Source organism: uncultured Microbacterium sp., from assembly GCF_913776565.1.
Taxonomy (GTDB): Bacteria; Actinomycetota; Actinomycetes; order Actinomycetales; family Microbacteriaceae; genus Microbacterium.
The window spans coordinates 1-11,945 of record NZ_CAJYPF010000027.1 but is presented as its reverse complement, the minus strand read 5'-3'; the positions used below and the strand labels follow the sequence as shown (position 1 = coordinate 11,945).

Annotated in this window: 11 protein-coding genes and 1 pseudogene; 2 read left to right on the top strand and 10 right to left on the bottom strand. The window is 71.4% G+C overall.

The window, feature by feature from the left end; genetic code table 11:
- From QZ433_RS01750 to QZ433_RS01730, 5 genes are all read right to left on the bottom strand, one after another.
- The coding region (locus QZ433_RS01750; protein ID WP_295779724.1) for a permease at positions 1–722 on the bottom strand (722 nt) is incomplete at its 3' end.
- Positions 709–1,122, bottom strand: a complete 414-nt coding sequence (locus QZ433_RS01745) for a transcriptional repressor (RefSeq protein ID WP_295779723.1) — start codon at positions 1,120–1,122, stop codon at positions 709–711. The genes QZ433_RS01750 and QZ433_RS01745, both read right to left, overlap by 14 nt.
- Before the next feature lie 87 nt (positions 1,123–1,209).
- A complete protein-coding gene (locus tag QZ433_RS01740; protein ID WP_295779722.1) occupies positions 1,210–2,070 on the bottom strand; it encodes a metal ABC transporter permease in 861 nt (286 codons plus the stop codon).
- Complete coding sequence (locus QZ433_RS01735; protein WP_295779721.1) at positions 2,067–2,882, bottom strand: metal ABC transporter ATP-binding protein; 816 nt, start codon at positions 2,880–2,882, stop codon at positions 2,067–2,069. The genes QZ433_RS01740 and QZ433_RS01735 overlap by 4 nt, the downstream gene beginning before the upstream one ends.
- Positions 2,879–3,886 carry a zinc ABC transporter substrate-binding protein gene (locus tag QZ433_RS01730; RefSeq protein ID WP_295779720.1) on the bottom strand — a complete coding sequence of 336 codons (1,008 nt, stop codon included), beginning with the start codon at positions 3,884–3,886 and terminating at the stop codon, positions 2,879–2,881. Before QZ433_RS01730 ends, QZ433_RS01735 begins: the two co-directional genes overlap by 4 nt.
- A gap of 162 nt (positions 3,887–4,048) precedes the next feature.
- Here QZ433_RS01730 and QZ433_RS01725 point away from each other — a divergent pair, with 162 nt between their 5' ends.
- Positions 4,049–5,563: a CoA-acylating methylmalonate-semialdehyde dehydrogenase gene (locus QZ433_RS01725; protein WP_295779719.1), complete on the top strand. Its 1,515-nt coding sequence runs from the start codon at positions 4,049–4,051 to the stop codon at positions 5,561–5,563.
- Positions 5,564–5,639: 76 nt separating this feature from the next.
- On the opposite strand, the gene QZ433_RS01720 is transcribed toward QZ433_RS01725, so the two are convergent.
- A complete protein-coding gene (locus tag QZ433_RS01720) occupies positions 5,640–7,142 on the bottom strand; it encodes a PucR family transcriptional regulator (protein WP_295779718.1) in 1,503 nt (500 codons plus the stop codon).
- An 85-nt stretch (positions 7,143–7,227) separates the two neighbouring features.
- Here QZ433_RS01720 and QZ433_RS01715 point away from each other — a divergent pair, with 85 nt between their 5' ends.
- Complete coding sequence (locus QZ433_RS01715) at positions 7,228–8,553, top strand: aspartate aminotransferase family protein (RefSeq protein WP_295779717.1); 1,326 nt, start codon at positions 7,228–7,230, stop codon at positions 8,551–8,553.
- 101 nt (positions 8,554–8,654) lie between these two features.
- On the opposite strand, the gene QZ433_RS01710 is transcribed toward QZ433_RS01715, so the two are convergent.
- From QZ433_RS01710 to QZ433_RS01695, 4 genes and pseudogenes are all read right to left on the bottom strand, one after another.
- Positions 8,655–9,071 (bottom strand): hypothetical protein, encoded by a 417-nt coding sequence (locus QZ433_RS01710; protein ID WP_295779716.1) that lies wholly within the window; start codon positions 9,069–9,071, stop codon positions 8,655–8,657.
- Positions 9,072–9,192: 121 nt separating this feature from the next.
- Positions 9,193–10,581 carry a DUF1524 domain-containing protein gene (locus tag QZ433_RS01705; RefSeq protein WP_295779715.1) on the bottom strand — a complete coding sequence of 463 codons (1,389 nt, stop codon included), beginning with the start codon at positions 10,579–10,581 and terminating at the stop codon, positions 9,193–9,195.
- Positions 10,582–10,968: 387 nt separating this feature from the next.
- Positions 10,969–11,628, bottom strand: a complete 660-nt coding sequence (locus QZ433_RS01700) for a methionine ABC transporter permease (RefSeq protein ID WP_108317512.1) — start codon at positions 11,626–11,628, stop codon at positions 10,969–10,971.
- Positions 11,625–11,945: pseudogene (locus QZ433_RS01695) on the bottom strand (methionine ABC transporter ATP-binding protein); the annotation flags it as partial. The pseudogene QZ433_RS01695 and the gene QZ433_RS01700, both read right to left, overlap by 4 nt.

The window sequence follows — 11,945 nt, the reverse complement described above, 5'->3', positions numbered from 1 at the left end:
AGCAGCGAGCCGATGATGAGCGCCGGCATGACCGAGCGCAGCTCCACCACGAACTGCGCGAGGGTGCGCCGCCCGCGGTCGCCGCGCTCCTGCACGACGATCTCGCACGTCTCGAGGAAGCGCTCGGTGAGCAGCTTGTCGGGATCGGGATGCCGGCTGTACAGCCAGCCGATGAGGTTGGCGACCAGGAACCCGCCGATCAGGCGCGCGACCAGGATGCCGTCGCTGAAACCGAACGCGGCGTGCGTCGAGATGATGACGATGGGGTTCACGATCGGCGCCGCGACGAGGAACGTCAGCGTGTCGGACACCCCGAAGCCGCGCATCATCAGACCGCGGGCGAAGGGGACGTTGCCGCACTCGCAGACGGGGATGAACATGCCCAGCAGCGACAGCACCGCCCGGCGCGCCCACGGCGCGCGCGGCATCCATCTCTCGATCGCCCCCGGCGGCACCCACACCTGCACGATGATCGACAGCAGGACGCCCAGGATGACGAAGGGCAGCGACTCGATCAGCACGCTGAGGGCGAGGGTCAGGCCGTCCTGCGCGCGGGTGGGAAGGGGCTGGGCGAAGAACGTCGGGGCGAACGCGTCGACCAGGAACAGCGCGGTGATGACCAGGACACCCAGGCCGAGGGCGACCAGGGTGCGCGAGGAGCCCGAGCGAGGGGTCTCGGGACGGCGGCGCGTGGGCGCCGCGGTGCGACTACTCGTCGCCACGCTCGCGAGCCCGGGCGCGGGCGCAGTCGGTGCAGACGCCGAAGATGTCGACGACGTGCTCGGCCTCGCTGAAGCCGTGCTGGGCGGCGGTGCGCTGCGCCCACTCCTCGACGTCGGTGGCCGCGATCTCGACGGCCTTTCCGCACGACCGGCAGATGAGGTGATGGTGGTGGCCCCGCGTCTCGCACGCGCGGAACAGGTTCTCGCCGTCGGGGCTCTGCAGCGAGTCGGCGTCACCGCGGGCGGCGAGGCCCGCGAGCGTGCGGTACACCGTGGCCAGGCCGATGCCGGTGTTCTCGTCGCGCAGGGTCGCGTGCAGCGACTGCGCGCTGACGAACCCGCCGGCTCCCGACAGGGCTTCGCGCACGCGTTCGCGCTGCCACGTGTTGCGCTGGACCATGGCGGCGAGTCTATCGACGGGTTCGGTGAATCGGCTGGGTGCGGGACGCACCGCGACGCGCGGGAGCGCCCGTCGTGGCGCGCGGGCTCAGAGTGCCCGCGTGGTGCGATCGCGCCGGGCTCCGATCAGGCGGCACACGAGATAGATCGCGAACGAGATCGTCGTGATGTACGGGCTGACCGGCAGCGTTCCGGCGACCGCGAGCAGCACGCCGCCCACCGCCGAGACGAAACCGAACAGCGCAGCCAGCACCGGCACCGACAGGGGACCGGATGCCACCCGCATCGCCGCCGCGGCGGGGGTGACGAGCAGGGCCATCACCAGCAGCGCACCGATGATGTGCACCGCGACCGCCACGATCAGGCCGAGCAGCAGCATGAAGGCCAGCGACACCGCGGTCGTGGGCACACCGCGGGCGGCGGCGGACTGCGGGTCGAGGGAGTCGAAGCGCAGCGGCCGCCAGATCAGCAGCAGCGCGACGAGCACGACCACGCCGATGACGACGAGCCAGCCGAGCTGGCCGCTCTGCACCGACACGATCTGACCGGTCAGCAGGCTGAAGCGGGTCGCGCTGCGGCCGTTGTAGAGGGACAGGCACAGGATGCCGACGCCGAGACCGAACGGCATGAGCACGCCGATGATCGAGTTGCGGTCGCGCGCACGCGCGCCGAGCACGCCGATCAGGGCGGCCGCGATGAGCGAACCGACGATCGAGCCCGACACGACGTCGGCGCCGACCAGCAGGGCGACGGCGGCACCGGCGAACGACAGCTCGCTGATGCCGTGGACGGCGAAGGCCATGTCGCGTTGCATCACGAAGACGCCGATGAGACCGCCGACCAGGCCGAGGACGGCTCCGGCGTACACGGAGTTCTGCACCAGCTCGAGGATGGCGCCGTACTGGCTCACCCCGCCGAACAGGGCGTCGCCGACGTCGGACCAGTTCATACGTCGTCCTCGTCGTGGTGATGGTGGTGGGCGTCGTCGGCATCCGGGGCTCCGACGACGATGAGCTGCCCACCGGCGCGCACGACGTAGACCGGGGCGCCGTAGAGCGCCGAGAGGGTCTCGGTGGTCAGCACCTCGTCGGGCGTGCCGAGGGTGAAGCGCCCGTTGGCGATGTACAGGATCCGGTCGACGCCCGAGAGCACGGGGTTGATGTCGTGCGTCACCAGCAGCACGGCGGCTCCGCGTTCGCGACGGTGACGGTCGATCACCCGCACGACGGCCTGCTGGTTGGCGAGGTCGAGGCTGGTGAGCGGCTCGTCGCACAGCAGCAGGGCGGGGTCGTCGGCGAGGGCCTGACCGACGCGCAGCCGCTGCTGCTCGCCCCCCGAGAGCAGTCCGACCGGGCGGTCGCCGAATTCCGTGGCCCCGACGGCCTCGAGCAGTTCGTCGATGCGGGCGCGGTCCTTCTTGCGCGACAACGGCAGGCCGAGGCGGTGTCCGTCGACGCCGAGGCCCACGATGTCGCGCCCGCGCAGCGGCGTCTCGCGCGGCAGGGGACGCTGCTGGGGGATGTAGCCGATGCGGCGGTTGCCCGCGCGACGCACCGGGGCGCCGAGCGCCTCGATCGATCCCGCGCTCACGCGCTCGAGACCGAGGATCGCGCGCAGGAGGGTGGTCTTGCCCGACCCGCTGGGGCCCAGGACGGCGACGAGCTCGCCGGGCTCGACCTCGAGGTCGAGCCCGGACCACAGCTCCCGGCCGCCGCGTTCGAGGGCGGCGCCGCGGATGCGCAGGGGCGCTCCCGCGCTCACGCCGCCAGCGCGTCGCTCAGCGCGGTGATGTTGCTCTGCATCCACGAGAGGTAAGTCTGACCCTCGGGGAGCGTTTCCGTGAACTCGATCACCGGAATGCCCTTGGATTTCGCGGCGTCTTCGACCTGCGTGGTCTCGGCTCCCCCGGTCTGCGGGTTGACGATCATCACGCGCACGTCACCGGACTCGATCAGCTGCAGCGACTCCAGCAGGGTCGCGGGCGGCACGTCCTGCCCCTCCTCGACGGCCTCGCTGAACTCGTTCGGGGTGGCGTTGTCGAGGCCGGCGGCCTCGATCAGATACACCGGCACGGGCTCGGTGACGAAGACCTTCGCGGCGGCATCCTTCGTCCCGATCTGACCGAGCGAGTCCTCGAGACCCTCGATCTGCTGGGTGAAGGCCTCGGCGTTGGCGTTGAAGTCGGCGACGTGGTCGGGGACGAGCTCGCCGAGCTTCTGCGCGATCGCCGCGGCGAGATCCTCGACCGTGTGCGGGTCGTACCAGACGTGCTCGTTGAAGCCCTCGACGTGGGCGTGACCGTCTTCACCCGCGTGGTCGTGGTCGTCCGCGCCGGCGCTGGCGGTCGGTTCGGCGCTGGCGCCGTCGTCGTGGCCCTCGGCTCCGGGGTAGTCGTGGTTGTATTCCACCGCGGTGATCACGGGGGCGGTGGTGCCGCTCGCCTCGATGAGCGATTCCATGAACGCGTCGTAGCCCGCGCCGTTCTCGATGACGAGCCCGGCGTTCTTGAGCGTCAGCTGGTCCTGCGCGCTCGCCTCGTACTCGTGGGGGTCCTGCGAGGGAGAGGTGATGATGGACTGCACGTCGACGAAGTCGCCGCCCACGGCCTCGGCGATCGAACCGTAGACGTCGGTGGAGGCGACGACGGTCACCGCGCCGTCGGCGGGCGCCGCCGCGTCGGTCTGAGTACTGGTGCCGGCGCAACCGGCGAGCGCGAGAACGGAGGCGGCCCCGAGGACGGCGGGGGCGAGAAGGCGGCGGGTCATGCGTCCACGGTAACGCTGCTGATAATCGTTCTCAAACTCAGGGGCGAGCCCATAGCGCCTTTTCAGGAACCACCCCATCTTGTGCCACATCGTCCAGGAGCCGCGCGCCGGCTGTGCGAATCGGCATCCCGATCTCGTCCTTCGACGCCCTTTACTGGACGCATGACCGATCACGACCTCCCCGTCGTCGCGCACTGGTTCGACGGCGCCGCCGCCCCCTCGGCGAGCGGACGCACCGCCCCCGTGCACAATCCCGCCACCGGTGCCGTGCGCGCGCACGTCGCCCTCGCCGACCAGGCCGACGTCACCGCCGCCCTGGCCTCGGCCGGTCGCGGTCTCGCGGAGTGGAGCGCCTTCTCGATCGCCAAGCGCCAGAGCGTGATGTTCGCCTTCCGGGAGCTGCTCAACGCCCGCAAGGGCGAGCTGGCGCGCATCATCACCGCCGAGCACGGCAAGGTCGTCTCGGACGCGATGGGCGAGATCGCCCGCGGCCAGGAGGTCGTCGAGCTCGCCTGCGGCTTCCCCCACCTGATCAAGGGCGCGTTCAGTGAGAACGCCTCCAACGGCGTCGACGTGTACTCGATCAAGCAGCCCCTGGGGATCGTCGGCATCATCAGCCCGTTCAACTTCCCCGCGATGGTGCCGATGTGGTTCTTCCCCGTCGCCCTCGCCGCCGGCAACGCCGTCATCGTCAAGCCGAGCGAGAAGGACCCCTCGGCATCCCTCTGGCTCGCGCAGCTGTGGAAAGAGGCCGGGCTGCCGGACGGCGCCTTCACCGTTCTGCAGGGCGACAAGGTCGCCGTCGACGGACTGCTGCACGCCGACGAGGTGCAGTCGATCTCGTTCGTCGGCTCGACCCCGATCGCGCAGTACATCTACGAGACCGCGTCGAAGAACGGCAAGCGCGTGCAGGCGCTCGGCGGGGCCAAGAACCACATGCTCGTCCTTCCGGATGCCGACCTCGACCTCGTCGCCGACTCCGCCGTCAACGCCGGCTTCGGCGCCGCCGGCGAGCGCTGCATGGCCGTGTCGGTCGTGCTGGCCGTCGACCCCGTCGCCGACGAGCTGATCGCCAAGGTCGCCGAGCGCATCGCGAAGCTGCGCATCGGCGACGGCGCCGCCGACGCCGAGCCCGACATGGGTCCGCTCATCAGTGCCGCCCACCGCGACAAGGTGTCGTCGTACGTCGACGTCGCCGAGGCCGACGGCGCACGCATCGTCGTCGACGGACGCGGCTACACCGTCGACGGGCGCGAGGACGGCTTCTTCTTCGGCCCCACCCTTCTCGACGAGGTGCCCACCACCTCGCGCGCCTACACCGAGGAGATCTTCGGCCCCGTGCTCTCCGTCGTGCGGGTGAAGACCTATGAAGAGGGCCTGGCACTGATCAACAGTGGCGAGTTCGGCAACGGCACGGCGATCTTCACCAACGACGGCGGCGCCGCACGGCGGTTCCAGAACGAGGTGCAGGTCGGCATGATCGGCATCAACGTGCCCATCCCCGTCCCCGTCGCGTATCACTCCTTCGGCGGCTGGAAGAAGAGCCTCTTCGGCGACGCCAAGGCGTACGGGGTGCACGGCTTCGACTTCTTCACGCGCGAGAAGGCCGTCACCAGCCGCTGGCTCGACCCCGCCACCCACGGCGGCATCAACCTCGGCTTCCCGCAGAACAGCTGAGGGCGGACGGCGGATGCCGCGGCGCGGGCCCTTCGGAGCACGGGGGCGCGGCATCCGTCCCCTTTGATCGGTCGCGTCAGGACGTCAGCTGCAGCGCCGCCCAGAGCTCGGCGCGGGCCGAGAAGGTCGACAGGTCGATCCCCAGCAGCTGCTCGAGCTGGGCCATCCGCGCCTTCAGGGTGTGCCGATGGATGCCGAGCCCCCGCGCCGCGGGATCCCACGCGCCGTTCGCGTCGAGCCACGCCCGCGCCGAGTCGAGCAGGCGTCCCCGCTCTCCCGGGGGCACGGCGTCGAGCGGTCGCAGCAGCGACGCGGCGAGCAGGTCGCCGCCGCGCTCGCGCAGGGCGCCGACCAGGCCGGACCCGGCGATCTCGGCGTAGGGGCGGATCGTTCCGGCGGGCGCCTCGCGAGCGGCGAGGTCCGCGCGACGCATCGTCGTGGCGAGGTCATCGTCGTCGAGATGCATCGCGCTCCCCGCGGCCAGGCGGCGCCGCACGACGACAGAGGCGAGCACAGCGTCATCCCCCTCGGCGGCGAGTACCACGACGTCGTCCCCGCGTTCGGCGAAGAACAGCCGCCGCGGATCCGTCATGATCACCTCCAGTTCGTCGAGCAGTCCCGGCTCGACGGCTCCCGAGCCGAGGGTGATGACCGTCGACGGCGCGGCGGGCAGGGCGCCGAACACTGCCTCCGAGAGGCGTCCGGCCGCCTCGCGGTGGCCGCCGACCAGCAGCTCGAGCACGCCGGAGCGGACGCTGCGCAGCGACGTCTGCACCTGACGCTGTTGATCGAGGGCGATGCTGGCGAGGGCGACCACCGTGGCCACCAGGTCCTTCTCGGCCGGGTCGAACGCGGCCCGGGCGCCCACCGCGAGCACGCCGCGCAGCCCCGCGCTGCGCCCGATGGTCTGCAGGACGGCTCCGCCGGGCGCGGGCAGCTGCACGCTCGCCGCCGTGGCCCGCTCCAGCAGTCGTCGCGTCTCGCCGGCGACGCGCTGCTCCTCGGCTGCCGGCGCCGAGGGGATGCCCTCGAGCGGGATGCGGGCGCCGGCGCCGTCGTACAGCGCCACCCACGTGTCGAGCAGGCGCGAGAGCGTGCGCAGGATCTCGCGCAGACCGTCATCGCGCACCGCGGCGCGCGCCACGGCGCGCTGCGCGTCCAGCAGCCAGGTGAACCGCGCGGCGCGGTCGGCCGCGATCAGGTCGGCGACGAAGCGGATGATGCCGATGAAGGGCGCGCGACGACCGACCTCGATCAGGGGCACCCCCGCCTCGGCGCACGCCGCGACCACCTCGGGCGGCACCCGGGCGTGGATGACATCGGTGGCGAAGCCCAGGCCCGCCACCCCCGCGTCGCGCAGGCGTTCCGCGTAGGCGCGGGGGTCGGCGGCATCCGCTCCCGAGAAGGGGGCGCCGTTGGTCAGCAACAGGTTGCCCGGTTCGAGCCACGGCGTCGGGTCGAGCAGATCCGAGCTGTGCACCCACGACAGCGGGCGGTCGAGGGTCTCGTCCGTCAGCGGCGTCAGGGCGCGCAGACGCGCGCGGTCGTGGTCGAGGAGGGTGCGGAGCGAGGCGGGCATCGGCGGGCCAAACTGTCGAGTGTCCCTCGAGGGTACCGACAGTTCCGCCACCCCCTCCGGCCGGGCGACGGAGCACACTGGGGGCATGTCGACTCCCCTCACCACGACCCGCAACGCCGAGATCAGCGAGCGCGACCGCCACAGCGTCTTCCACTCGTGGTCGGCCCAGCGCACCCTCGCACCGCTCCCCCTCGCCGGGGGCTCGGGAGTGGAGGTGTGGGATGCCGACGGTCGCCGCTACCTCGACTTCTCGAGCATGCTGGTCAACGTCAACATCGGTCACCAGCACCCCCGCGTAGTCGCCGCGATCCAGGAGCAGGCCGCGCAGCTGACGACGGTCGCCCCGGCGCACGCGAACGAGACCCGCGCGCACGCCGCCGAGCTGGTGCTCGAACGCGCCCCCGAGGGCTTCTCGAAGGTGTTCTTCACCAACGGCGGGGCGGATGCCAACGAGAACGCGATCCGCATGGCCCGACTGACCACCGGCCGCGACAAGATCGTCTCGCACTACCGGTCGTATCACGGCAACACGGGGGCCGCCATCGTGGCCACCGGAGACTGGCGACGGATGCCGAACGAGTACTCCCGCGGCCACGTGCACGTCTTCGGGCCCTACCTGTACCGCACCGAGTTCTGGGCCGAGACGCCCGAGCAGGAGACCGAGCGCGCTCTCCGTCACCTCGAGCGCACGGTGCAGGCCGAGGGGCCCGACACCATCGCGGCATTCCTGTTCGAGACGATCCCCGGCACCGCCGGCATCCTGGTGCCCCCGCCCGGATACCTCGCCGGAGTCCGCGAGATCGCCGACCGGTACGGCATCCTGCTCATCCTCGACGAGGTCATGGCCGGTTTCGCCCGCGCGGGCGAGTGGTTCGCGTTCGACGCGTTCGACGTGCGCCCCGACCTCATCACCTTCGCCAAGGGCGTCAACTCCGGATACGTGCCCGTGGGAGGAGTGGTGATCTCGGATGCCGTGGCCCGGGTGTTCGACGACCGCGTCTTCCCGGGTGGGCTGACGTACTCGGGCCACCCCCTGGCCGCCGCATCCATCGTGGCCGCGCAGCAGGCGATGGCCGACGAGGGCGTGGTCGACAACGCCCGCCGCATCGGCGACGAGGTGATCGGCCCGCGCCTGCGGCAGCTGGCCGAGGAGTCGCCGCTCGTCGGCGAGGTGCGCGGGCGCGGTGTGTTCTGGGCCGTCGAGCTCGTCGCCGACCGGGCGACCCGCGAACCCCTGCCCGCCGCCCGCATGGGGGCGATCAAGGCGGCGATGCTCGAGCGCGGCGTGCTCGGCTTCTTCGCCGAGAACCGCGTGCACGTCGTGCCGCCGGCCGTGATCGGCGACGCCGACGCCCACCGCGGCCTCGACGTGCTGGCCGAGGTGCTGCGGGCCGAGGCCGCACAGGGCTGACCCGCGCTCGCTCGGGACGCCGCGCGGGCGTTCGCCCGGATGCCCCCGGTGCCGCGCGCTGCCGCGACGTCGGCGTCGCGCGGACCGAGGCGGCGAAGGACTCAGCCGCGGCGGGCGCTTCTGCGTGCCCGCCAGGCCCGCCACGCCCCGGTCGACCAGAGCGCCCACATCACCAGCAGGGGCTGGAAGAGCAGACGGATGCCGCGAGCGAGGTCGGTGTCGAGGCCGAAGGCGTCGGTGCCGCGGACGAACTGCTCGATGTTGCCGGGGAAGACCGCCACGAAGAACGCCGCGACGATCCAGCCCACCGGCACGCGGAAGCGACCCAGGACGAGCAGCGCGAGTCCGAGGGCGATCTCGACGATCCCGGATGCCACGACCGTGACGTCGACCGGGAGCGGCACCCACGACGGGACCTGGGCGACGAACTCCTCCCGCGCGAACGTGAGGTGCGCGGTCCCCGCGAAGACGAGTGCGGCTCCGAGCAGCCAGCGAGCGAGGGTGCGCAGAAAGCTCATCCTCCGAGGGTAGGCGGCCCCTCCCCCACCTCGAGTGTCCAAGACACGCGGGCCGCATTCTGCGGCATCCGGATGTCTTGGACACTCGAGGCGTCGAGCTGCGGCGCGCCCGTCGAGCGCGTCACTCGCAGGCGATGCCGTCGCCGTCGCGATCGAGCTTCCGGCTGTAGCCGGGCTGACCTTCATAGATCGGCGCTGCACCCGCGTCCCTCGCCGCCGTGCAATTGGCGTAGTACGCCTCTTGTGCGGGCGCCTCCTCGACCGGGGCGGGCGCGGGCTCCGCGGGTGCAGGGGCCGGTTCGACGGCCACCGGCTCGACGACCGGCGCGGGTTCGACGACCGGCGCGGGCGCGGGCGCCGCGAAGGGCGACGTCGGCACCGTCTGGTCCGGACAGGTCTCGAGGACGCGCTTCATTGCGTCGCGCTCCGCCTCGGTGACCCACAGCCCGTACGTCGCCTTCACGGCGATCTGGGCTGCGACGTAGGAGCACCGGAAGGATTTCTGCGCGGGGAGCCACGTCGCGGCATCCCCGTCGGACTTCTGCGCGTTGGCGGCCCCGGTGACGGCGTAGAGGTTGAGAGGGTCGTTCGCGAAGCTCGAGCGCTGATCGGCGGAGAGCTGCTGCGCCCCCTTCTGCCACGCGTCCGAGAGTGCGACGACGTGGTCGATCTGCACGAGTTCGGACGTTCCCTGCCCGCGGACGAAGTCGACGCGCTGCCCGGTGTACGGGTCGGCGAGCGTCCCCGCGGTCACCCGACAGGGCCCCGAGCGCACGGCATCCGTCAGATCGCGCCACAGGATGTCGTTGCGAGTGTCGCAGCCGTTGCGATCGACGTCGAGCCAGCGCTGCCCGAACTGGTCGCGGTCGTAGCCGGTTTTCGGCGCGCGCCCCTTCACGGCGAGACCGTCGAGGACCGTGATCGCCGATTTGTCCGCCGTCGCCGACGCATCGGCGGCGGTGCTCGCCTGACCGTCGAACGCGGCGAGCGCTGAGATGTCGTCGGCGAAAGGCGTGGGAGATGCCGTCGGCGATGCGGCCGGTGTGGCGGATGCCGTCGCCGACGCCTCGGGCAGCGCCTCGGCCACCGGGACCGCATTCCTCGGGTTCAGTGCCATCGTCAGTCCGCCCGCGACGGCGAAGACGAGGGCCGCGGCCGCGGTCCAGACGGCCGCACTTCTGCGCGAGGGGAAACGGAGCCACGTCGGAGTGTTCTTGGCGAGGGCGACGATCCCCGTGATCAGCACGATGAGTGCCGCAAACCCGACGAACGGGGCGAGCACGACGAACGCGACCGCGACGACGATCCCCGCGACGACGCGGCCCCAGACCGGAACGCGGGAGATCCAGCCGCGGGCGCGCTCCCGCACCGCGGCCGGAGGCGGAGCGGTGGTCACGACGGGAGCGGGAGGGAGCGGGGTGAAGTCGTCGGTCCACTGTCGACCGTCCCACCAGCGCAGGCGTCCGGGAGTCTCGGTGTCGGGGTACCACCCCGCCGCTGCATCGGTCATGCGCGCACCGCCGCAATGGAATCGATCTTTGTGCCTCGGAATCGCATGGATTCCCCCTCCCCCAATGGATGAACCCCGGAGAGCCTATTCATAGGAATGAGCCGCGATTGCTCACAGAAGGACGGATTACGAAACGAAGGCCATCGAACGAGTCTTCTCGAGATCGAATCGGTACCGGCACGCTTCCGCCCACCCGAGATTCCGCACGACTCCGGACTCACCCGGGACCGTCTCCGTGCGGGAAGTCCGCCGCGAGAGCGAACGGCCCCGGCATCCGCCCCCGTCGGGTGTCCAAGACACGCGGTGCACGGAGGCGCACGATCGGCGTTTCTCGGACGCTCGACGGGGTGGGGGATGCCGGGGCCGCGCGGGCTGTCTGCGGAAGCGTCAGCGCCGCAGGATGCGATGCGCGAGGGCGTTGCCGACCAGCTGACCGGCCTGCACGATCACGACGATGATCGCCACCGTGACCCACGTCGCCTGCTGGTTGAACTGCTGGTAGCCGTAGATGATCGCGAAGTTTCCGAGACCGCCGCCGCCGATGTAGCCCGCCATCGCCGACATGTCGACGACCGCTATGAACATGAACGTGTAGCCCAGGATCAGCGGTGCGAGCGCCTCGGGGATGACGACACCGAACAGCACGCCGATCCGTCGCGCCCCCACGGCCCGGGCCGCCTCGACGGTACCGGGGTCGACGGCGACGAGGTTCTGCTCGACGACGCGGGCGATCACGACGGTGGCCATGATCGTGATCGGGACGATCGCGGCATCCGTCCCCAGGGTGGTCCCGGTCACCGCCCGGGTGACCGGGGCCACGGCGGTGAGGAAGATGATGAACGGGATCGGACGGATGACGTTGATCACGAGGTTCGCGACGAAGAACACGACGCGGTTCTCGAAGAGGTTGCCGGGCCGGGTGGCGTACAGCAGCGCTCCGATGACCAGGCCGGCGACGCCCGAGATGAGCAGAGACACGGCCACCATGTAGACCGTCTCGCCGATCGACTGCAGCAGCACCGGGGTCAGGGTGTCCCACTTGTTCATGCGCGCACCCCCTCGCCCGGCAGCACCACGTCGGTGCGCTCACGCAGCTCGGCGACGATCGGGGCGAGATCGTCGGCGTGGACGCGGAACGTCAGGGTGCCCAGCTGCTTGCCCAGCACGTCCGTCACGCCGCCGTAGACGACCGAGTGGCGCGCACCGTGGCGGTGGAACACCGCCGAGACGTCCTCGCTCGAGAACTCGTTGACCTCGCCGCTGACGAGCTCGCCCCCGCCCGCGGCGAGCGACGACAGCGTCTCGCCCGCGGGGACGCCCTGCGTCACCGCCGCGCCGAGCTGACGAAGCGGTTCGTCGCGGCG

Coding starts and splice junctions, on each gene's coding strand:
- QZ433_RS01745 (WP_295779723.1), bottom strand. CDS start 1,122: ATGGTCCAGCGCAACACGTGGCAGCGCGAACGCGTGCGCGAAGCCCTG.
- QZ433_RS01720 (WP_295779718.1), bottom strand. CDS start 7,142: ATGCCCGCCTCGCTCCGCACCCTCCTCGACCACGACCGCGCGCGTCTG.
- QZ433_RS01710 (WP_295779716.1), bottom strand. CDS start 9,071: ATGAGCTTTCTGCGCACCCTCGCTCGCTGGCTGCTCGGAGCCGCACTC.
- QZ433_RS01705 (WP_295779715.1), bottom strand. CDS start 10,581: ATGACCGATGCAGCGGCGGGGTGGTACCCCGACACCGAGACTCCCGGA.
- QZ433_RS01700 (WP_108317512.1), bottom strand. CDS start 11,628: ATGAACAAGTGGGACACCCTGACCCCGGTGCTGCTGCAGTCGATCGGC.
- QZ433_RS01740 (WP_295779722.1), bottom strand. CDS start 2,070: ATGAACTGGTCCGACGTCGGCGACGCCCTGTTCGGCGGGGTGAGCCAG.
- QZ433_RS01725 (WP_295779719.1), top strand. CDS start 4,049: ATGACCGATCACGACCTCCCCGTCGTCGCGCACTGGTTCGACGGCGCC.
- QZ433_RS01715 (WP_295779717.1), top strand. CDS start 7,228: ATGTCGACTCCCCTCACCACGACCCGCAACGCCGAGATCAGCGAGCGC.
- QZ433_RS01730 (WP_295779720.1), bottom strand. CDS start 3,886: ATGACCCGCCGCCTTCTCGCCCCCGCCGTCCTCGGGGCCGCCTCCGTT.